This window comes from Paenibacillus sp. 102 (genome assembly GCF_039549175.1).
GTDB lineage: Bacteria > Bacillota > Bacilli > Bacillales > Bacillaceae_G > Bacillus_A.
This window is the reverse complement of record NZ_JBCGHT010000001.1, coordinates 202551-222214: the sequence shown is the minus strand read 5'-3', so window position 1 is coordinate 222214 and position 19664 is coordinate 202551. Positions and strand designations below refer to the sequence as shown.

The window sequence follows — 19664 nt, the reverse complement described above, 5'->3', positions numbered from 1 at the left end:
TGCGTTTACTTTATATGGAAAAGAAATGTAATGCATCATGTTTTATTTTGTATTTTTTGTTTTTGCTCGTTGTTCTAATTTGCTTTTTGGACTTGTATCAGCTACATCTGATGCAAGTCCTTGTGGATTAACGCTACTACTTTGTCCACGATTGCGGTTGTTATTTCCTTTTGCCATTCTTTATCACCTCTATTCTTCTTTAGCGTTTTGTTGATATGCCCTATGATATCGCTCCATCTTCTTGCTTTTTTCATGGGCGGATTTTGGATCAAAGTTAATTTGGTTGACTGAGCTTTTTTGAGCGCCTTTGTTTACGTGGTTTGTCATTGTTTTCACCTCGCTTTAAAATTTAGTATGGACACTATGAACAGAAAAACACGTCAGAAAAGGAAAAACCCTTTACGATATGTAAAGGGATGAAGTTACTATTTATGAAGCGAACGCTCTTTACTATCTAAGCGTCTGTGTGGTAAATGCCATTTGTAGTGAATGGAAATCATACGGAAGCAAACAATCAAAATAAATAAAATGTACAAAGCCCAATCGCTAACAACAATTTTGGCGCCGATCAAAAATCCTGCTAAAATCGTCCAAAATGCATATACTTCGGCGCGAAGGACAAGAGGTTTTCGGCGTGCTAATAAATCACGAATAATACCGCCGCCAATTCCTGTTAAAACGGATGCGACGATTGTTGCGCTAATAGGTAAATTGAGTTTTTGTGCGTAAAGAGCTCCTTGTACAGCGAATGCTGATAAGCCGATAGCATCCGTGATGTTTTCCCACCGTTTCCAATGTGTAATAAGTTTATTTGGAAATAAAAAGATAATCGTCATTGACAAGAGTGCGATTTGAAATAACATGTCTTGTTGCCAAAACGCGACGATTGGATAACCGATTAATAAGTTGCGAAGGGCACCTCCCCCAAATGCAGTTGCCATTCCTAAAATATATACCCCAAAAATATCGTAATCTTCTTCCATTGCTACAATAGCTCCGCTGAGTGCGAAGGCAATTGTACCAATGATGCTAAAAATCTCCCATGCCATGAATTTTCTCCCCCGCTAACTAGATGAAATGTGCTTCCTCTGCTATTATATTAGAAGGTTTAAATTTCGAAAAGGATGAGTGAACATATTTGATGGAAGAAAAAGAAAAAGTCATATTAGTGGGCTGTCAATTGCCGCAAGATGATGATGAACGGTTTATGCATTCCATGAAAGAGCTTGCGTCGCTTGCGAAGACGGCGCGTGCAGAAGTTTTGGTATCTACAACGCAAAAACGTCCGAAATTTCACCCCGCTACATACATAGGGAAGGGGAAGTTAGAGGAACTTACAGCGCTGACAGAAGAATTGGAACCGGCTGTTATTATATTTAATAATGAGTTAACACCGAGTCAAATTCGTAATTTATCTTCCGTATTAGATGCAAGGGTGATTGATCGAACGCAACTAATATTGGACATTTTTGCTCAACGTGCGAAATCACGGGAAGGTAAGCTTCAAGTGGAATTAGCTCAGCTACAATACACGATGCCGCGTCTGATGGGTCAAGGGTTAGCGTTATCTCGTCTTGGTGGCGGAATTGGTACGAGAGGTCCTGGTGAAACGAAGTTAGAAACGGATCGACGTCATATTCGCTCGCGTATTGATGAAATTAAGAAACAGCTCGCGGTTGTTGTGGAGCACCGGAAAAGATATCGTGAGCGCCGAAAGGGTAATCAAGTATTTCAAGTTGCATTAATTGGATATACAAATGCTGGGAAATCAACGTTATTCAACAGATTAACGGAAGCGGATACGTTTGAAGAAAATTTGCTGTTTGCGACGTTAGATCCAACGACAAGGAAGATGCAATTGCCCTGTGGGTACACTGTATTGCTAACTGATACGGTAGGGTTTATTCAAGATTTACCAACGTCATTGGTTGCTGCGTTTCGCTCTACATTGGAAGAAGCGGGTGAAGCGGATGTGATTTTACATGTCGTTGATTCGGCAGATCCGAATTATGTAGGTCACGAACAGACGGTGAAAAAATTATTACAAGACCTTGAAATTAATCATATTCCAATTATTACGGTTTACAATAAGAAGGATAAATTACATCAGAATTTTATTCCGTTTCCAAAAAGTGATTTTCTTATGACAAGTGCTTTTGAAGAAGTAGATTTAATAAGCATAAAAGAATCGGTAGAAACGAAGATGATGGAAGAAATGGAACCGTATAAGGTTATGATCCCTCCAAGTGAAGGGAGATTACTAACGCTTTTAAAAACAGAAACGGTATTAACTGGGATGGAGTTCAAAGAAGATGCATTCTTATATGAGTGTACAGGTTATATATTTGCTCATTCACCATTGAATGGACAATTAAAAAGATTTTTAGTGGAAAAAGGAGAATAACAATGTTTGATCGTTTGAAAAATGGAGAAAGAATCGCTCCTATTGTAAAAGAAGTAGAGGAACAAATTGCAGATATACATAAACGTGTGGATGGAGTGATTGAGAGCAATCAGTTTCGCGTATTAGAAAGTTTTCGTAAACATAAAATTAGTGATTCACACTTTATCCCAACAACAGGATATGGTTATGATGACATCGGTCGTGATACATTAGAGAAAGTGTATGCTGATGTATTTGGAGCGGAAGCAGGTCTTGTTCGCCCGCAAATTATTTCGGGTACACATGCGATTTCAACAGCTTTATTTGGTATTTTACGCCCTGGTGACGAGCTATTATATATAACAGGAAAACCGTATGATACGTTAGAAGAGATTGTCGGTGTGCGTGGTAAAGGTGTAGGTTCTTTTAAAGAATATAACATTGGTTACAACGCTGTACCGTTAACGGCAGAAGGACGAGTGGACTTTAAAGCTGTAGAAGCGGCAATTCATGAAAATACAAAAATGATTGGGATTCAGCGTTCGAAAGGGTATGCGACTCGTCCATCATTTACAATTTCAGAAATTAAAGAGATGATCTCGTTTGTAAAAGAGATTAAGTCAGATGTTATTGTATTTGTTGATAACTGCTACGGAGAGTTTGTGGAAGAATTAGAGCCGTGTCATGTCGGAGCAGATTTAATGGCGGGGTCTCTAATTAAAAATCCAGGTGGTGGAATTGTAAAAACAGGTGGTTATATTGTTGGGAAAGAACAGTATGTAGAAGCTTGTGCATATCGTTTAACATCTCCGGGGATTGGAGCAGAAGCGGGGGCATCTTTATATAGTTTACAAGAAATGTATCAAGGTTTCTTCTTAGCTCCTCATGTTGCTGGTCAAGCGTTAAAAGGGGCAATTTTTACAGCTGCATTTTTAGAAAAGTTAGGAATGAATACATCACCAACTTGGAATGCTGCAAGAACAGACTTAATTCAGTCTGTTCAATTTGATGATAAAGAGCGTATGATTGCATTTTGCCAAGCGATTCAATATGCATCTCCAATTAATTCGCACTTTACACCGTACCCGAACTACATGCCAGGATATGAAGATGATGTCATCATGGCTGCAGGTACGTTTATTCAAGGTGCAAGTATTGAGTTATCGGCAGATGGTCCAATCCGTCCTCCATACGTTGCTTATGTACAAGGTGGATTAACGTATTCTCATGTGAAGATTGCAATTTGTTCTGCAATTGATGCATTAATTGAAAAAAATCTATTAACAATTTCGTAAGGAGAAGCTGTCGATTTCGGCAGCTTTTTTGTATAGAAGTAGCTATTTGTGCCATTTTAAAAAAGAATGAAAAAATTTATAAAAAATCATGTAAGAAAAGCTAACATCTGTTGACATTAAACATAACATGATATAAAATGAGAAGCAGTTAAGGCGAAGGAGGAACTGAAACAATGAAAGAAGATAGACGTTCTGCCCCGCTGTTTCCTATTGGTATTGTAATGGATTTAACACAATTATCTGCTCGTCAAATTCGCTACTATGAAGAGCACAATTTAATTTTCCCGACCCGTACAAAGGGAAATCGTAGATTGTTTTCATTTAACGATGTAGATAAATTGTTAGAAATTAAAGATTTGTTAGATCAAGGCCTGAATATGGCTGGTATTAAACAAGTGTTACAAATGAAAGAAAATCAAACAGAAGCAGTGCAAACAAAAGGAGAAACAAAAGAAATTTCAAAATCCGAGCTTCGTAAAATTCTTCGAGATGAACTGCAACATACAGGCAGATTTAATCGAACTTCATTACGACAAGGTGATATTTCGAGGTTTTTTCACTAGAAATGACTGATTCTGAAGGTGTTTAGAGGGACTAAGGAGGAATTTATAATGGCAAGGTACACTAGAGAAGATATTTTCCGTTTAGCGAAAGAAGAGAATGTAAAGTATATCCGTTTACAATTTACGGACCTTTTAGGGATTATTAAAAACGTAGAAATTCCAGTTAGTCAGTTAACGAAAGCTCTAGATAACAAAATGATGTTTGATGGATCTTCTATTGAAGGGTTTGTTCGTATTGAAGAATCGGATATGTATTTGTATCCTGACTTAGATACTTGGGTAATATTCCCTTGGACTGCAGAAAAAGGTAAAGTAGCCCGTTTGATTTGCGACATCTACAATGCTGATGGCACTCCATTTGAAGGTGACCCACGTAATAATTTAAAACGTATGTTGAAAGAAATGGAAGCATTAGGATTTAATGAATTCAACCTTGGACCAGAACCAGAATTCTTCTTATTCAAAGTTGATGAAAAAGGAAATCCAACATTAGAATTAAACGATAACGGTGGATACTTTGACCTTGCGCCGATGGATCTAGGGGAAAACTGTCGTCGTGATATCGTTCTTGAACTTGAAGAAATGGGCTTTGAAATTGAAGCATCTCACCATGAAGTTGCACCAGGGCAACACGAAATTGATTTCAAATATGCGAATGCACTTCGTTCATGTGATGATATTCAAACATTCAAACTTGTTGTAAAAACAATTGCTCGTAAACACGGCTTACATGCAACATTTATGCCGAAACCATTATTCGGAGTGAACGGTTCTGGTATGCACTGTAACTTATCTCTATTCAAAAATGGAGAAAACGTATTCTACGATCAAAACGGTGACTTACAATTAAGTGATGATGCACGTCACTTCATCGCAGGTATTTTAAAACATGCACCGGCATTTACAGCGGTAGCTAACCCAACTGTAAACTCTTACAAGCGCCTAGTACCTGGATATGAAGCACCTTGTTACGTAGCATGGTCTGCACAAAACCGTAGTCCATTAGTACGTATCCCAGCATCTCGCGGTATAAGTACACGTGTAGAAGTACGTAGTGTTGATCCAGCTGCAAACCCATATTTAGTAATGGCAACATTATTAGCAGCAGGTCTTGACGGAATTAAAAATAAATTAACTCCGCCAGCTGCAGTAGACCGTAACATCTATGTAATGACAAAAGAAGAGCGTGAAGAAGCAGGTATCGTTGACTTACCAGCAACATTAGCGCAAGCGTTAGTTACATTACAGTCTGATGAAGTTGTATGTGGCGCATTAGGCGAACACTTACTTGAGCATTTCATCGAAGCGAAAGAAATTGAGTGGGATATGTTCCGCACACAAGTTCACCAATGGGAACGCGATCAATATATGTCTCTTTACTAAGAGTCTCAAACCCTTGACACATAACGTGTTGAGGGTTTTTTTATTTTATGGGTAAAACACTTTTATTTGAAAGAGAAGTAATTCACCCACAATTCACCCACAAAAAAATCATACTTACCCCAATACGTTATTCATATAAGCTTCAAACCCCGAAATGGAATCTTTATTAATCTTATCGCTAATATGAGAGTAAATGTTGGAAGTGATTTCAATACTCTTGTGTCCTAATCGTTCTTGAATGTATTTCATACTTGCACCAGATTCTAATAAAAGAACCGCGTGGGTGTGACGTAATGAATGAATTTCTAATTTGGGCAGATTTGCTTTTTTAAGTATGCGTGAGAATGCATTGAACAATGTTGATTTTGGTAAGAACTTTCCATCGACTTTGGAAAATACTAAGTCTAATTCGTGTTCATACGCAGCTTGTAAAACAAGCTTATTGGCATTCTGCCACTTTTTATGTGCTAGCAGTTCATCAGCTAATGTTTTAGGAATCATAATAGTACGTTTAGATGTAAATGTTTTTGTATCTTCAAATAATTCTTCTTTTGTTTTAGCAGTGAAGTCTAATATTTTAGTAATTGTAATGGTTTGCTCTTTTAAATTTATGTCATTCCATTGTAATGCAGCAGCTTCACCTTTACCTTTACGCATACCGGTATTCAGAAGTGTTTTGAAAAAGATGTAGTAAATATAGTTATATTGATAAGAAGTTTTTAAGAAAAGGGGGATGTCTTCACTCCGCATATATTTCAGCTCTTCTCTTTCTTTGTTATTCTTATTAGAAATTACTACCTCCTTACAAGGATTGCTCTCGATTTTTTTCAAACTGACAGCTTTTTTCATAGCGTTATTCATTGTGCCGTGGATAATTTGTACAGTTCGCTTACTATATCCCTGATCAGTTAAGGAATTAATAAATTTTTGGTATATCATTGGTTTGAGTACTTTTAGGTTAATATTTTTAAAGTAGGGGATGAGATGTTTTTCGATGTTACGTTCATGTAAGATATAAGTGTTTTTCCTTACAGTATCTTGCTTAAATAATTTTAGCCAGTCTTCTAAGGTAGAACTTTAATGAAGTAGGGGCGATTTCAACCTCTAAGCCATTTAATAATTTCTTTTCTTCCTCAGCAGCCGCAATTTGAGCTTCTTTTTTAGTTTTGAATCCACGTTTGATTTTTCTTTGTACTTTTGGGTATACGGATCTTTATATCTAACTCGAAATTCCCAAGTGTCGCCAAACTTTCTGAAGCTAGCCATTTTATTCCCTCTCTCTTATTAATTTTTAAGTGGCTAGAATGAGTATCTAGCCACTGTATGGGACTTTCTTAATACTGAAATTTAAATCCGTCATTTATCTTATAGGCTCTTTAAATGGAGATATATCACCTCCATTTAATAAGGCTTATAAAATTCTAATAGCTCTACTGGAATGTCATTTTTGAATGCTATACATGCTTTTGTATCACCAGGATTAATGGTTTTTTTATCAATTAACAAAAGCGCAGCAAACGTATTTGCTTCTATCTCTAATTTATCCACAGAAAAAAATGTGTTTTTAAGTAAGAAAGGTGCAAGTGAATTACTGGAACTCATTACAAGGAGTGGGAAGGTCAATGGTTAAACAACTAAATATTTTTGATGTAGATCCAGAAATCATCCAATTTGATGTAACGAAAGCTAATGTAAAGAAGGGAATTGGGCGAGTTACATATACAGATGTACGTGTCCAGATTCCTAAGATTGCAAAATGCACGGACGAACTTCCACGAACAACAAATCCGGATGATCGCTACGAGATATTTGAGCAATATGCAATGGCAATTTGGAGGTTTCAACGTGGGTTGGGCAAGCTGTTTAATTGGGAAGCCGCTGAAGAATTATGTAAGGCAGCAAGAGATACAAAAGAAGCTATTCCAGTAAGGGTTTATTTAGGAAGTGGATTCAAACCTAATGTTGTTGAGTATATGAAGTGAGCAAAGGGAGAGGCGTTTATGAAAGCAGAAATCGATATTTCTAGTAATAAATTATATGTGGTGAAGGATGGTCGTGTAATTGCTGTGGAACCACCAGCTAGTGGATATGGTGAACAAGTAGCTGTTTGGCTTAACGGGAAAGTTGATCGTGTGGATACCAAGGTTACTGAAAAGATAAAATAATCATTTTTGAAGAGGGTAGGTTCACTTATGAGTGTAGCAAGAAATCATGAGTTTATGAAGGAATCACGTTTAAAGATATACATTGCTTTAGAAGAAGCAAAATTTATTTGGGATGAGAGAGACGTGATTCGTTTTCGGGAAATGTGGAAGCAAGGTATGAGTTTACCAAAGATGGCAAAAGCATTAAGAAGGCATCAGGCGGAAGATTAAATGGTGAATTAATGACTCGTGAAGAGTATGAAAAAGAATCTCAAGATATAGCATATGTGGCCATAAACACTATTCAAAAATTACAAAGAAGAATAAGCGAACTTGAATTAGAAAACGATCAATTAAAAGGCGTAAACAAGTTTTCTTAATAAAATCCTTATTTGAAAGGGAGCTGTTAGTTATGAATAAAGAAGAAACATACTTACCAGAAGATGCTTATACAGAAGAAGATATCGCGTTTGTTAAGGAATTAGTAGAAAGTTATGGAATACCTGAAGGAGCTGCGGTGGATTGCTTGGCAAGTCGTACAGTTGAAGAAATGAAAGTTGTATTAGCTTTTCTTAGAAGATATGGACACATGATTAAGATTTCTTAATAAAAATGCTATTTTAAATAAAAAAGAGCTTGTGTCAGGGGACAAGCTCTCTTTAAAAGAAATAACGTAATTGAGATGTCTAAATATTACCATTTGTTTTATTACGATTCCATACGTTTCATGTTGAGAAATATATTATAAGTGCTTTGATAAAAACTTCATTTTGCACAACAAAGCAGCTAGCTCAATTAGCTAACTGATTGTTGTACAAAAGAAATTAGGCCCTACAAGTAATGATTTGTAACGGACAGTTACAACTATAGTATAAACGTAATTGAAAATGTTATGCGGGAAAGAGAACTTAATAAGAATTTCATTTTGTAGAGAAATGAGGAAGTCCATTGAAGTTTCATGAAGACGATCTTGTAATGGTTATTCATCCAGATTATCCAGAATTACATGGGCTAGCAATGGTAATAAAAGCACCACCTGAAATAGTAGTAGTTTGGTCATACCTTTTTGTAGATAATAGCGAACGTTGGTTTCATGTTGAGTTCTTGAGACATGCTACAGATGGAGAAAAAGAAGAGCAGCTAACAAAAGCTAACTGCTCGGCCCAAGGGAAAGAAGAAGAGTAGGGTACTACAAAATTGGATTATGGCTATTCACCAGCCTGTTCATAGTTTAACCGTGACTTGGAATTTTATTCTGACAAACCAAAAAGAGCACGTTTGATCAGTGCTCTTTAAGGAAAAAAGTTAATGTTGAAACCGATTAAAGTAGTGTAAAAGGGTACCTTTTCATTACTAAGCTATTATTTTTTTGTCTCAAAATAACATATGAGCATTGAACCTAAAAAGTGACAATAAAAGAGCAGCTAGCAAAAGCTAACTGCTCTCTAGGGATGGGAACTCACACTGCTGGAGGTTCATTTAAATGAGTTATGGCTATCGCCTATATACATTATATACGGAATATTGAGATTTATTCAGGAGAGGATTTTTTGACAAATAAAAAAAGCTAGGATCTCTCCTAGCAAAGTAAAGGGTATTCGTGCATGGATGAATTTGTTTAGGTTATATCATAATAAATAACTTGATTGATTTTTAAGTTAGTTAAGATATTTACAATATAATTATATTTATTAACTGAGATTTAAGCTGGATTTCAACAAAATAATCCTTTTAGAAGAAAGTGAGGTTAGGAGAAATGCCTAATTTAAAGAAAAGAAAAATTAAGAAAGCTATTGCTCGTCGTGCAAAAGCCGTTGATAAATACAGAGTTGAGAATGCATAGAGAAGCATTTTTGTACAGGCTGGTATTTTAAAGTAAAAGGAAACAGAATATAGTCCGGCTAGAAAACTAGAGGACACCAATTCATTAGGGCAGCAATTATAGCTGTTTTAAGAATAGGTGTCCTTTTTTATTTTGAAAAGGGAGATGGGACGAATGAAGGCACTGAGAGATCAATTGCGTGAATGGAAAAAGCAATCAAAACAAGGGGAAAAGAAAAATAAGAAAAAGCGAAAAGAGAAACTAAGCACACGTAATATTGAGGATCTAATGGGGATTCGTGGACCACGGTACAAGCGTAGACGTGGAGCTTTAAGACAAAAGTAATTAAAAATAAGAAGGAGTGGTCTTACATGACTAAACAATTATCTTTTTTACCAAAAATTGATCGCAATGCAACGCAGGAACGATTAGAAGGTGTTCTAGAGAGTGTACGTATTTATAGACAGTTTGGAATGATTCGTAGAGAAATGAAAGTCACTCCTTCTTATGAAGTAAGGTATCATGGTCCTACACTTGAAGTTGGTAATCCATTAGAGGATGTAGCTTTGGCAAATGTACAACAAAGCCAACGTGAAGAGTGGTTAGAGAAGATGTCCTTCCGAATTGACCAGGCATTAAGTCGGTTCTGTAATAGTCCAACTGGAAAGAATCAGAGAGAGATTATTACCAAAAGATATTTAGAAGATGAAGATGTATGTGATTATATGGTTTATAACGAAATTGGAATGAGTGAACGTACATATCGTCGTGTTAAAGCTAGAGCCTTCTATAAACTTGCTTTCGCTCTTAGACTAGAAGTTTATGAAAAAGAAGAAGCTGGAGGTAATGAATAATGAATTTTGTTCAGCCAATACGTGATCCAGAGCAAATTCAAAATCTAAAGGATTACTTCAAAGAAAAGAGTGATCGTAATTATATTCTGTTCATCATGGGGATTAATACAGGGTTAAGAATCAGTGATATTTTAAAGTTAAAGGTTGGTGATGTAAAGGGAAGTCATATATCTATGCGCGAAAAGAAGACAGGTAAACAAAAGTGTATTCAAATTACAGCAGCACTAAAGAGGGAGCTCCGTTGGTTCAATGAGAATAGAGAAGCTATTGCAAAGTAGACAAGGGAAGAATCGTCCCATTGGTCGTAGCATGGCATATAAGATATTAAGTGTAGCTGCAGCAGAGTTTGGATTAGATGAGATAGGTACACATACCTTAAGAAAGACTTATGGATATCATATGTACATGCAAACGAAGAACATCGCATTACTGATGGAGATATTCAATCACTCATCTGAGAAGGTCACACTACGTTATATAGGTGTAAACCAAGATGCAATGGATAAAGCAATGACTAGGTTTAAAATCTAATCATTGTTTTTTCTTTTTAATTTATACAGTTACTCATAAATTTTGTACTGTGTAACTCAAAAGAGAAAGGCTTATCAATTCAATGATAGCAAGGGATTTCGCGATTGGGCCAGTTACACACAATATAAGATATGGGTAACTAGAAGTTATAAAACAATCTATGTGTTGTGTATATTAGTTACACATAATAAGGGGGGAGAGAGGGATGAAAAATGGTATGTGAAGAGTTATTAGGTGAGTTAGTCAAATGCCAAATGCATCAAAAGGGAAATCCAGATGTATTAAGAGTAAATCCGGATTATTATAGAATGCTGCTAGAGCAATTAGCGTATCCTGAATGGCTGATAAAAAGGAAGATGAATACGGTGAATCAAACATTACTAGGTATTAATGTAGAAATTACAGGTGAAATAAAAAGGTTTGAACTGCAAAAATATAAAAAGTTGGCAGAGTCTTGACCGTTTTTTGGCAGTAAATGTGCCGGTTGTTTTGGAATTATCGTGTTATATTTGTATTGTGAGTAGTGGCGGAAAACATTGCTCACAAAGATTCCTTTATAAAATAATTAAACGGCTCATATTAGCGGCGTATAAAATCCGTAACCAGCAGGTGGTACTGATTGAATGATACCGTTAATATAGAGAAGAGCTTTTGCTCTTCTTCCAGTTACTTAATAATGTTTGCTGTGCAGGTGAATGTGACAACATTAGGTAATTGAAAGAAGAATAAAATTTCATTTACCGTATTAAATTAGAAAATAATAAGTAATGACATAGCATCCATTGGGGTGCTTTTTATTTTGGAGGAGGAATTTATATATACAGCCGCGGTGCATTAGTGTCGTGACTTTTATGTTTCTAAATGAAATAAGAAAGTCTTCTTATTTCAAAAGGTACATAAGACTAAGACATTTAAAGAGAAAGTGTGTTGGCGATGGAAGAGTCTTTTAGCACGTTCTGCGGAAGAGAACGCTTACATGGGGAAGTGTTCTTTTTCATTGCACCTTTTTAATAGGACAAGCATATATTATAGTGTAAAACAAGTGTATGTCATATAAATCGCTTATTTCATATTCATGATGAAGTACCTTTCACTAAAGAGTACATTCAAATGTGCTCTTTTTTATTGGATAAATCGGGCACCTAAAAAGGAGGAATACCAAAAAAGTGAAAGTATACAATGGTAAAGAAAGGTCTTTTTTGACGTGTTAGTTACCTCTACGTGTTTTGTGGCACCTGGGCGAGGTGCTTTTTTTATTGCACCTTTTGAGAAGGACAAGCTATCTGCTTATTCTATTCAATATTCACTTTTCTTTTTATGGTGAGAGCATCCAATCCAATGGATGCTCTTTTTCACGTATTAAAGAGGACAAGCATATACTGCTTGTAACTCATTAACTGTAGCTGCTTTAACTTTCGTTAATGAGGATTCTCGTAATCCTTTGAAGAGCACTCGCGGAAACGGGTGCCCTTTTTTATCGGGCAAATCGGATACCTAAAAAAGGGTATGAATTTATTTGGTATTAAACAAATATGGGTAAATATACAAGAAAAAAGAATCCACCTCACATCTAATGTAATAGATATCATAAGTGAGGGAGTTTGATAGTTCATGTGCTCAAATACAAAAAGAAATTTTAATCCATCTGCGATTTCTTGTCCGATCCCTAATCCTGTGAGCTGCCCTATTATTCAAGGACCTCCAATACCAGTACCGCAATCTGCATTTAGGGCTGTTAGAGATGAAACTAATGCTGTTATAGATGTTCCTGTAGATACAACTGTGCAAGTTTTATATCCAAATGAACAATACGATCTACTAAATGAATATAATACTTTTATCTCCACATTTATTCCAACAACAAGAGGTATATATTCTATTATTGCAAGTGTTGAATTTAGGCCTACTACTTTTCCTTCTCCCGATTATAGAGTATTAATAGCCATCAGGGTAAATAATACTCAAGTAGCCATTGATAATGATTTTTTTAGTACAATCACAAATAATAATATTGCGTCTGTTTCTACTAACATTCAGTTAAATGCTGGAGATGTAGTGCAAGTATTTGTAAGAAGTACCTTAGCTGGTATAATCGTTTCAGAACCTCCAAGTACACGCTTTGAAGCTACGAGACTTTCTTCTCCACTATAAATTATTTTGAAAAAAGTTATAGGAATCACTTAATCACTTTTTATATGAAATACAAATCTCCATTTTTGATTAAACTTTATTTTAAAGCAACATATACTACTAGTAAAACTTAACATTGATTTAAGGTGATTTATCATTATAATAACCATTGGAAAAATGATTTATAGTAATAAATATGATTTTGACGAAAAGGCAACTGATGCATGGTTGCCCTTTTATTATATAAAAATTACATAGGTGGTGAGTGGATGGAGAAAGTACTTTACTCACTGGTGGCTATATGTTTCATACTAATTATTTTTGCGTTTGTTGGGTTCTTTATATCTGTGAAAGATTGTCATGACAAAGGCGGTAAGGTGGTAGGAACAGGAGAATATACAACCACAACTACAATAGTGAATAATCAAGTTATTGTAAGCACGATTGAAGATATGGTTTGTGATAAGGAGTGAGGATAGATGGATGGAGTATATGAAGAGAAAGCTGAATTTAAAAGTGTAATAGAATTATTGTCTAAATTCCCAACAGAGGAATTAATTGAAGCATTAAAGCTAAAGGAAGACGTACAGGTTAACAATACAACTAAAGAAACATGGAGAATACAATATGATTTAACTAAAGCAAAGAAGTATTGCTTATTAATTAATAACTGTGATGTAAATTACATTGAGAGTTATAAAAGATATTTAGAAGCGTTACATTTATGATGGTGATTAAATGGCGAAAGAATATGCAAGGAAGTTTTATAAGTCAACAGCATGGGAGAAGTGTAGAACATCATACATAGCTACAACATTAGATGGCATGTGTAAGCATTGCAAGGAAGAGCCTGGATACATCGTTGACCATATTGTGGAGATAACACCAGAGAACATAAGCAATCCAGATATAACATTAAACCATGAGAACCTACAATACTTATGCTTACCTTGTCATAATACAAAGACGTTTGGTAAGTCTGTGTTGATTAGAGAAGATGTAATGTTTGATGAGAATGGTGATTTGATTAGGAGCTGTATACGTAATGGATGAGAATAAGGGCTTGCTATTATCTAACCGATGTGAATTTATTATACAGCAAATTCTTTAGAATCTACCCAGTGTTCTTGCTGGAATTAAAAAAAGACACCTTTAAATTAAAGGGGTGTCTTTTTGGGGAGGATAGATGATGTAGTATTTGCAGTATTTTGTACAATACGGCTAAGAATTGGAGAAGATTGAGTAAAAGCGAAAGGCACTGGACTTGTAAAAGGAAATCTTGCTGCTGTAAAATGATTTATTTGAACTCCACTAGATTGAAAAATTGTACCACTAACAAGGCTAAAGAAACTGACAGTAACAACATCTGTTGCATGCAATCCATAAATAGTTGAAAGCTCAAAGGTTGTAGGTAATGTTAATGGAAAAGGGTCATCAGGGGTAGTTTTTATATCGACAGCGATAGTTATACCGTTGACTTCAATCCCTAACTGAGCAGTATAGGTGGCTTGAATATCTGGAAGGAACAGAACATTTGTAGCAATTGAATATATTCCATCTTGATTTGGTATAAAACTATCAACATTATTATATTCATTTCCAAGATCGAATAGTTCAGTTTCAAAAGTAATAGTTTCTGAAGTATTTGCAGAAATAGTTTGAGTGCTATCATCATTTTTATTGGCCCTAAATGCAGATTCTATCACACCTGGTCCTGGAGGCCCGGGGATTCCTTGTGGTCCTGGAGGTCCGGGTATTCCTTGAACACTTTGAAAAGGAATACTACGAGGAGCAGGGACAGGGCAAGGACATGGGGGGCAATGTCTTTTATCATTAGAATTCAGAGGAAATCAACTCCTTTAATAAAATTAAAAAAGTGTATTTTATTATATTGTAAAACAACTTCTTTTTCTTGTATGTTTATCACATAAAAAATAATAAAAATCCTATTAAATAAATAACATTATTCAGGATTTTTTTAGAAGAAAATAAAATTAATTAGCAATCCCCCCTATAAAAAATAAAATTTAAGGTGGATAGGGAGCGAGGGGGGAGCTTCATTTAACACATGGGTCGCACGATGGGGGGGAGTCATGAAAGGAGTGATTACTTATGAGTGACAACAAAGATTTAGAAAAAGAAAAAAGAATTAAACGGGAAATGACACGATTAAACAGTTTATTGAAGAATTTAGAACCAAAGAAAAAAAGAGCAGTATCTTCACTCATAAAGAATGCTGCTTTTATGGCTGTTACTTTGGAAGACTTACAAGAAGAAATTAACAAGAATGGTACCACGGAACATTATCAGAACGGAGCCAATCAATTTGGTGTTAAAAAATCATCCGCTGTAGAAGTGGATTTGAGTCAATATTTTGGACACAAAAAAGTTAAATCTAAGCTGCTTTTTTAGCCAGAGCTTCTATTGCTTGAGGAGTTTTATAACCAATGCTACTATGGATTCGCTTACGATTATAAAATCCCTCAATGTATTGAAATAGTGCTAGATTTGCTTGTTCAAACGAGACATATTTTGTACGATATACTTCTTCTTTCTTTAAAATGGCATGAAACGATTCGATACGGACACCCTTTCTTACTGAAAGAGGACTTTATTTTATAATTCACGAGTAAGGTTTGAAATTCTTGACTTGTATATTGTGCGCCTAAGTCAGTATTGTAAAAAGAGACCTTCTGATGGCCTTTGTGTATAGTGAGCGTTTTCTAACGCTCTTACTACAAGATCCGTTGTCATATTTCGTGAAAATGAATACCCAATAATTTTCTTAGAATATAAATCCATCACAGATGCTAGGTAACACCAGCCATCTTTTTGCGTGTGAATATAGGTAATATCCGCTACCCACTTTTCATTTATTGTCGTTGTAGAGAAGTCTTGTTCTAATAGATTTGTGCGTGCCTCTACAGTTGATTTTGATGAATGTGGTTTGTATTTTTTTAAGGTAATGGAACGAATATTTTCTTTTTTTATGAGCCGTTGTACACGCTTTATGCTTATTTGTAATCCTTGCTCCAACAGTGTTTGATGAATCTTTGGCGCACCATAACACTCTTTGCTATCTTGATGAATTCGTTTAATTTTTTTGGTTAATTCGTTATTTTCACGACTACGCTTTGACTCTGTTTTGTGCTGAGATTGGTAGTAAGAGCTTCTTGCTACTCCGAGAGCTTGGCACATTGTATGAATAGAGTACGTTTCTTTTTGACAATTGATAAATTGGTGTAATTCTGTATCGTTTATTTTCTCGCGAATATGGCCATAGCCTTTTTAAAAATTTCATTCTCTTCTTTTAGACGAAGCATTTCTTTTTTCATTCGTTTTAGATCTTCTAGTGTCATTTCGTCTTCATCAACTGATGTGATAGGAGAATATGTTTTAACCCATTTATAAACTGTTACTTCTGATACGCCATACTCGCTGCTTAATTCTTTTACAGATTGTCCCGAACGATATAATTCAACCACCATTTTTTAAACTCTTCATTAAATTTCTTGTTTGTCATACGGACACTTCCTCCTTGAAATCCATTGTAAGGACTTAACTAAGTTGTGTCCATATGACTATACTAACTCCAAAAATCATTCTTTTTTGAAAGAAAACAAAAAAATCTATATTATTAATTGAAATTTTAACAGATTTAATAAAAGTTTAATAGTTTTTGAGAATAGTGAATGTTTAAAGGTGAAAGGGAAGCTTAACATTTTAATAATTATGGTGAAAAATATCCACCCACAAAAATAAAAAGAGTGATGAATCATAATGAAACATCACTTTTATAAAACCTTGATAAATCAACGTTTTTACTAAAAATTAAAACAAGATGAATCCAGAGGATATATTCCGCATACAAGTTCACCAATGGGAACGCGATCAATATATGTCTCTTTACTAAGAGTCAAAACCCCTTGACACATAGGTGTTTAGAGGTTTTTGTTTATAAAAAAACATGTCCTATTAAAAATATTAACCTTGCCCCGCTTTTTTCAATATTAAATTCTTGTCCCGCATAATAAGCATCATATTTGCCTTGTTCATTCTCAATGATTTTAGGAGTAATATGAGAATAAATATTGGCTGTGATTTCAATGCTTTTATGACTTAATCGTTCTGTATATATATTATCGTTAATATGAGGCATTGCTTCTTTCAGACAAAAGGAATCACGAAGAGGACACGTAATTCTTTTTATTCGTAATTTATATAATTTAAATGAAATATTTGTTTGGGGATGAAATTAATTACATATAACTTATTTAGAGGGGATAATGTTGGAAGGGAAAAATGTTTCAAGTTAATAGACATAAGAGCAAACTTATATTCACTCTAAAAGAACAACGTGGTCTATAAAAATTGTTATTTTCTTTTCTTAAGACTGCAAATATTGTTTGATTTGGTTAATACATAAACTTCTCATCTTTGCACTGGAGTACGTATTGTGATTTTTATACCAGTCTACTGTATGGTCTAAAGTCTGTTGAAGGGACCATTTTGGTTCCCAATTGAGCTTGAATTTTGCTTTACTTATATCAAGGTTTAGGAATGTTGCCTCATGAAATTCCTCTTGATGTACATTTGATGATATCCAATTTCCACATCCCCAAGTCTTTATTATTCCGGTAACAAGCTCTTTTACTGAGACAATATTATTTAATTTTGGACCAAAATTCCATGCGCCAGAAAAAAGGATGCCATCTGTTAAAATTTTTTCTGTTAGAAGCAAATAGCCACTTAATGGTTCGAGTACATGTTGCCAAGGTCTTATTGCATTAGTATTTCTAATGATAATTTCTCGATTTGATTCTAGTGCTCGTATACAATCAGGAATAATCCTGTCTATTGACCAATCCCCTCCACCAATTACATTGCCAGCTCGAACACTTGCGATTATTTTTTTATGATGCTCATATTTTTTTTCTGGAAAGTAAGAATTGCGGTAGGAAGAAATTAAAAGTTCACAGCATCCTTTGCTAGAGCTATAAAGGTCATATCCGCCCATTGGATCATTTTCGCGATATCCCCAAACCCATTCACTGTTCTCATAACATTTGTCACTTGTAACTATAATTCCTACTTTAGTTGATTCGTGTAAACGAATTGCTTCCAATATATTCATTGTTCCCATAACATTTATATCATACGTGTCTCTAGGATAATCATAGGAATATTTAACAAGGGGCTGTGCGGCTAAATGAAATACAATCTCAGGTTTATATTCTTTGAAAATCTTATTTAATTTATTAAAGTCTCTAATATCCCCACGAATATCGATTATGTCGTTTTGAAGATTTGTTAACATAAAATTATCTTTTTTATTTTTAGGATCTAAAGAATATCCAATTACAGTCGCACCTAATTCTTTTAACCATATGGATAGCCAAGAGCCTTTAAAGCCAGTGTGTCCTGTAATTAAAATCTTTTTTCCATAAAATACATTACTAAAGCTATTATTTAGCAATTGATTCACACCTTAGAAATAGATTTTTATACATTCGGATATAGATGTGTATTATGTTTATACCAATTAACAGTTTTAATAATACCTTCTTCAATACTTATACTTGGTTCCCAGGAGAGCATACTTTTAATTTTATTAATATTCGGTTTAGAAATCCTTCGTTCATTCGTTCTATAGGATAATGCACCATAATTGGGCCTTTTATCTGTCTGCAAGTGTTTAAAGAGTAATTCCACATAATGTTTTAAAGGGTGAACTTCGCCACTTCCAATATTAAAAATCTCATTTTGTATAGAATTATTTTCAATTGTTAGCATACAAGCATCTATAATATTATCTACATAGCAGTAATCTCTTAATTGATTACATAAGGTTAAGTCTACAGTTCTATTCCGCAATACTTGTAAAATAATATAACAAAAAATTTTATGTGGTTCTTCACCTTCTCCAAATATTCCAAAAGGTCTTAAGGTGATAAGGTTAGTGTTATTTTCAGCAGCAATTTGGTGAGCGAGTATAGTGGTTGCTGCTTTGCTACTTCCATAAATATCTATGGGTGTTAGTGTCATATCTTCATGAATAGATTCTGCTTTATCTCCATACTCAGAACTGCTTCCGATATTAATAATCTTTTTGCAATCTATAGACTTTGCTGCTTGAATTATATTAATTGTGCCTAAAATATTCGTTTCAATGGCATTCATGTAATCTGTATGAGCTGAATTTACCCCATATGCAGCAAGATGAAAAATATAATCTGGACGAATTTGTTTTATAATATTTTGAACTTGCATTTTATCGCGTATATCTACTTCATACAGTTTGACACTTTTTAATACGTCTTTAAGACGCCAAGGGTTCGATGACTTTCTCGCCAAAATAACGATTTTTGCTTGTAATCTTAGTAATCTTCGCACTAAATGCGAACCAATAAAACCGTATCCGCCAGTGATAAGAAACGTTTTATTTTCAAAATGATCAATCCTATTCATAGAATTTCATTCGTCTCCTTAAAAATTTTTTAGGTAGAGAGAATAAATAATTTTACTTAGGTTGTTTTGTAGAAATTAGAAAATAATCCTA

24 protein-coding genes and 6 pseudogenes are annotated in these 19664 nt (G+C 34.7%); 20 read left to right on the top strand and 10 right to left on the bottom strand.

The window, feature by feature from the left end:
* Positions 1–42: 42 nt before the first annotated feature.
* From AAIE21_RS01180 to AAIE21_RS01170, 3 genes are all read right to left on the bottom strand, one after another.
* Positions 43–177 (bottom strand): hypothetical protein, encoded by a 135-nt coding sequence (locus tag AAIE21_RS01180; RefSeq protein ID WP_001051869.1) that lies wholly within the window; start codon positions 175–177, stop codon positions 43–45.
* A 12-nt stretch (positions 178–189) separates the two neighbouring features.
* Positions 190–327: a hypothetical protein gene (locus tag AAIE21_RS01175; RefSeq protein WP_343265110.1), complete on the bottom strand. Its 138-nt coding sequence runs from the start codon at positions 325–327 to the stop codon at positions 190–192.
* A 98-nt stretch (positions 328–425) separates the two neighbouring features.
* Positions 426–1049: a trimeric intracellular cation channel family protein gene (locus AAIE21_RS01170; RefSeq protein ID WP_343265109.1), complete on the bottom strand. Its 624-nt coding sequence runs from the start codon at positions 1047–1049 to the stop codon at positions 426–428.
* 92 nt (positions 1050–1141) lie between these two features.
* Between AAIE21_RS01170 and hflX the strand changes: the two genes are divergently transcribed.
* The 4 genes from hflX (at position 1142) to glnA (ending at position 5624) form a co-directional block, all read left to right on the top strand.
* Positions 1142–2404 carry a GTPase HflX gene (gene hflX, locus AAIE21_RS01165; RefSeq protein WP_343265108.1) on the top strand — a complete coding sequence of 421 codons (1263 nt, stop codon included), beginning with the start codon at positions 1142–1144 and terminating at the stop codon, positions 2402–2404.
* Positions 2405–2406: 2 nt separating this feature from the next.
* Entirely contained in the window at positions 2407–3678 is a 1272-nt protein-coding gene (locus tag AAIE21_RS01160; protein WP_343265107.1) for a methionine gamma-lyase family protein, read from the top strand.
* A 173-nt stretch (positions 3679–3851) separates the two neighbouring features.
* Positions 3852–4241, top strand: coding sequence for a transcriptional repressor GlnR (glnR, locus tag AAIE21_RS01155; protein WP_000656778.1), 390 nt, complete (start codon positions 3852–3854; stop codon positions 4239–4241).
* Between the two features lie 48 nt (positions 4242–4289).
* Positions 4290–5624: a type I glutamate--ammonia ligase gene (glnA, locus tag AAIE21_RS01150; RefSeq protein ID WP_343265106.1), complete on the top strand. Its 1335-nt coding sequence runs from the start codon at positions 4290–4292 to the stop codon at positions 5622–5624.
* Between the two features lie 114 nt (positions 5625–5738).
* On the opposite strand, the pseudogene AAIE21_RS01145 reads toward glnA, so the two are convergent.
* Positions 5739–6890: pseudogene (locus tag AAIE21_RS01145) on the bottom strand (tyrosine-type recombinase/integrase).
* Positions 6891–7025: 135 nt separating this feature from the next.
* Positions 7026–7202: pseudogene (locus AAIE21_RS01140) on the bottom strand (BTB/POZ domain-containing protein); the annotation flags it as partial.
* Between the two features lie 44 nt (positions 7203–7246).
* On the opposite strand from AAIE21_RS01140, the gene AAIE21_RS01135 reads away from it, so the two are divergent.
* The 15 genes and pseudogenes from AAIE21_RS01135 to AAIE21_RS01065 all read left to right on the top strand — a co-directional run bounded on the left by AAIE21_RS01135 (position 7247) and on the right by AAIE21_RS01065 (position 14158).
* Positions 7247–7606: a cell division protein SepF gene (locus tag AAIE21_RS01135; protein ID WP_343265105.1), complete on the top strand. Its 360-nt coding sequence runs from the start codon at positions 7247–7249 to the stop codon at positions 7604–7606.
* A gap of 18 nt (positions 7607–7624) precedes the next feature.
* Entirely contained in the window at positions 7625–7789 is a 165-nt protein-coding gene (locus AAIE21_RS01130; protein WP_343265104.1) for a DUF3954 domain-containing protein, read from the top strand.
* Positions 7790–7816: 27 nt separating this feature from the next.
* Positions 7817–7993, top strand: a pseudogene (locus tag AAIE21_RS01125) (helix-turn-helix domain containing protein); the annotation flags it as partial.
* A gap of 17 nt (positions 7994–8010) precedes the next feature.
* Positions 8011–8148, top strand: a complete 138-nt coding sequence (locus AAIE21_RS01120) for a hypothetical protein (protein ID WP_343265103.1) — start codon at positions 8011–8013, stop codon at positions 8146–8148.
* Between the two features lie 32 nt (positions 8149–8180).
* Positions 8181–8375 (top strand): hypothetical protein, encoded by a 195-nt coding sequence (locus tag AAIE21_RS01115; protein WP_343265102.1) that lies wholly within the window; start codon positions 8181–8183, stop codon positions 8373–8375.
* 341 nt (positions 8376–8716) lie between these two features.
* Positions 8717–8953, top strand: coding sequence for a hypothetical protein (locus AAIE21_RS01110; RefSeq protein WP_343265101.1), 237 nt, complete (start codon positions 8717–8719; stop codon positions 8951–8953).
* A gap of 571 nt (positions 8954–9524) precedes the next feature.
* Positions 9525–9608, top strand: a pseudogene (locus AAIE21_RS01105) (DUF3983 domain-containing protein); the annotation flags it as partial.
* 156 nt (positions 9609–9764) lie between these two features.
* A complete protein-coding gene (locus AAIE21_RS01100) occupies positions 9765–9935 on the top strand; it encodes a hypothetical protein (RefSeq protein WP_343265100.1) in 171 nt (56 codons plus the stop codon).
* A 26-nt stretch (positions 9936–9961) separates the two neighbouring features.
* Positions 9962–10444, top strand: a complete 483-nt coding sequence (locus AAIE21_RS01095; protein ID WP_343265099.1) for an ArpU family phage packaging/lysis transcriptional regulator — start codon at positions 9962–9964, stop codon at positions 10442–10444.
* Positions 10444–10975: pseudogene (locus AAIE21_RS01090) on the top strand (site-specific integrase). The gene AAIE21_RS01095 and the pseudogene AAIE21_RS01090 overlap by 1 nt, the downstream one beginning before the upstream one ends.
* Positions 10976–11187: 212 nt before the next feature.
* Positions 11188–11433 (top strand): hypothetical protein, encoded by a 246-nt coding sequence (locus tag AAIE21_RS01085; protein WP_343265098.1) that lies wholly within the window; start codon positions 11188–11190, stop codon positions 11431–11433.
* Between the two features lie 1153 nt (positions 11434–12586).
* Positions 12587–13126 carry a hypothetical protein gene (locus AAIE21_RS01080; RefSeq protein WP_343265097.1) on the top strand — a complete coding sequence of 180 codons (540 nt, stop codon included), beginning with the start codon at positions 12587–12589 and terminating at the stop codon, positions 13124–13126.
* 248 nt (positions 13127–13374) lie between these two features.
* The gene (locus AAIE21_RS01075) at positions 13375–13578 is read left to right on the top strand and encodes a hypothetical protein (RefSeq protein ID WP_343265096.1); all 204 of its coding nucleotides are present in this window, start codon (positions 13375–13377) and stop codon (positions 13576–13578) included.
* A 6-nt stretch (positions 13579–13584) separates the two neighbouring features.
* Complete coding sequence (locus AAIE21_RS01070; RefSeq protein WP_343265095.1) at positions 13585–13833, top strand: hypothetical protein; 249 nt, start codon at positions 13585–13587, stop codon at positions 13831–13833.
* A gap of 10 nt (positions 13834–13843) precedes the next feature.
* Positions 13844–14158, top strand: a complete 315-nt coding sequence (locus AAIE21_RS01065) for an HNH endonuclease (RefSeq protein WP_343265093.1) — start codon at positions 13844–13846, stop codon at positions 14156–14158.
* A 104-nt stretch (positions 14159–14262) separates the two neighbouring features.
* Here the strand turns inward: AAIE21_RS01065 and AAIE21_RS01060 are convergent, their stop codons facing one another.
* Positions 14263–14811: a hypothetical protein gene (locus AAIE21_RS01060; protein WP_343265092.1), complete on the bottom strand. Its 549-nt coding sequence runs from the start codon at positions 14809–14811 to the stop codon at positions 14263–14265.
* 406 nt (positions 14812–15217) lie between these two features.
* Between AAIE21_RS01060 and AAIE21_RS01055 the strand changes: the two genes are divergently transcribed.
* Positions 15218–15517, top strand: a complete 300-nt coding sequence (locus AAIE21_RS01055; RefSeq protein WP_343265090.1) for a hypothetical protein — start codon at positions 15218–15220, stop codon at positions 15515–15517.
* Here AAIE21_RS01055 and AAIE21_RS01050 read toward each other — a convergent pair.
* The 4 genes and pseudogenes from AAIE21_RS01050 to AAIE21_RS01035 all read right to left on the bottom strand — a co-directional run bounded on the left by AAIE21_RS01050 (position 15501) and on the right by AAIE21_RS01035 (position 19573).
* Positions 15501–16628, bottom strand: a pseudogene (locus AAIE21_RS01050) (IS3 family transposase). The gene AAIE21_RS01055 and the pseudogene AAIE21_RS01050 overlap by 17 nt on opposite strands.
* A 432-nt stretch (positions 16629–17060) precedes the next feature.
* On the bottom strand, positions 17061–17264 hold the full coding sequence (locus tag AAIE21_RS01045) for a hypothetical protein (protein ID WP_343265088.1): 204 nt from the start codon (positions 17262–17264) through the stop codon (positions 17061–17063).
* 228 nt (positions 17265–17492) lie between these two features.
* Entirely contained in the window at positions 17493–18581 is a 1089-nt protein-coding gene (gene rfbG / locus AAIE21_RS01040) for a CDP-glucose 4,6-dehydratase (RefSeq protein WP_343265087.1), read from the bottom strand.
* Positions 18582–18607: 26 nt separating this feature from the next.
* Positions 18608–19573, bottom strand: a complete 966-nt coding sequence (locus AAIE21_RS01035; RefSeq protein WP_343265086.1) for an NAD-dependent epimerase/dehydratase family protein — start codon at positions 19571–19573, stop codon at positions 18608–18610.
* Positions 19574–19664: the final 91 nt, after the last annotated feature.

Coding starts and splice junctions, on each gene's coding strand:
- AAIE21_RS01180 (WP_001051869.1), bottom strand. CDS start 177: ATGGCAAAAGGAAATAACAACCGCAATCGTGGACAAAGTAGTAGCGTT.
- AAIE21_RS01175 (WP_343265110.1), bottom strand. CDS start 327: ATGACAAACCACGTAAACAAAGGCGCTCAAAAAAGCTCAGTCAACCAA.
- AAIE21_RS01170 (WP_343265109.1), bottom strand. CDS start 1,049: ATGGCATGGGAGATTTTTAGCATCATTGGTACAATTGCCTTCGCACTC.
- hflX (WP_343265108.1), top strand. CDS start 1,142: ATGGAAGAAAAAGAAAAAGTCATATTAGTGGGCTGTCAATTGCCGCAA.
- AAIE21_RS01160 (WP_343265107.1), top strand. CDS start 2,407: ATGTTTGATCGTTTGAAAAATGGAGAAAGAATCGCTCCTATTGTAAAA.
- glnR (WP_000656778.1), top strand. CDS start 3,852: ATGAAAGAAGATAGACGTTCTGCCCCGCTGTTTCCTATTGGTATTGTA.
- glnA (WP_343265106.1), top strand. CDS start 4,290: ATGGCAAGGTACACTAGAGAAGATATTTTCCGTTTAGCGAAAGAAGAG.
- AAIE21_RS01135 (WP_343265105.1), top strand. CDS start 7,247: ATGGTTAAACAACTAAATATTTTTGATGTAGATCCAGAAATCATCCAA.
- AAIE21_RS01130 (WP_343265104.1), top strand. CDS start 7,625: ATGAAAGCAGAAATCGATATTTCTAGTAATAAATTATATGTGGTGAAG.
- AAIE21_RS01120 (WP_343265103.1), top strand. CDS start 8,011: ATGACTCGTGAAGAGTATGAAAAAGAATCTCAAGATATAGCATATGTG.
- AAIE21_RS01115 (WP_343265102.1), top strand. CDS start 8,181: ATGAATAAAGAAGAAACATACTTACCAGAAGATGCTTATACAGAAGAA.
- AAIE21_RS01100 (WP_343265100.1), top strand. CDS start 9,765: ATGAAGGCACTGAGAGATCAATTGCGTGAATGGAAAAAGCAATCAAAA.
- AAIE21_RS01095 (WP_343265099.1), top strand. CDS start 9,962: ATGACTAAACAATTATCTTTTTTACCAAAAATTGATCGCAATGCAACG.
- AAIE21_RS01085 (WP_343265098.1), top strand. CDS start 11,188: ATGGTATGTGAAGAGTTATTAGGTGAGTTAGTCAAATGCCAAATGCAT.
- AAIE21_RS01080 (WP_343265097.1), top strand. CDS start 12,587: ATGTGCTCAAATACAAAAAGAAATTTTAATCCATCTGCGATTTCTTGT.
- AAIE21_RS01075 (WP_343265096.1), top strand. CDS start 13,375: ATGGAGAAAGTACTTTACTCACTGGTGGCTATATGTTTCATACTAATT.
- AAIE21_RS01070 (WP_343265095.1), top strand. CDS start 13,585: ATGGATGGAGTATATGAAGAGAAAGCTGAATTTAAAAGTGTAATAGAA.
- AAIE21_RS01065 (WP_343265093.1), top strand. CDS start 13,844: ATGGCGAAAGAATATGCAAGGAAGTTTTATAAGTCAACAGCATGGGAG.
- AAIE21_RS01055 (WP_343265090.1), top strand. CDS start 15,218: ATGAGTGACAACAAAGATTTAGAAAAAGAAAAAAGAATTAAACGGGAA.
- AAIE21_RS01045 (WP_343265088.1), bottom strand. CDS start 17,264: ATGCCTCATATTAACGATAATATATATACAGAACGATTAAGTCATAAA.
- AAIE21_RS01035 (WP_343265086.1), bottom strand. CDS start 19,573: ATGAATAGGATTGATCATTTTGAAAATAAAACGTTTCTTATCACTGGC.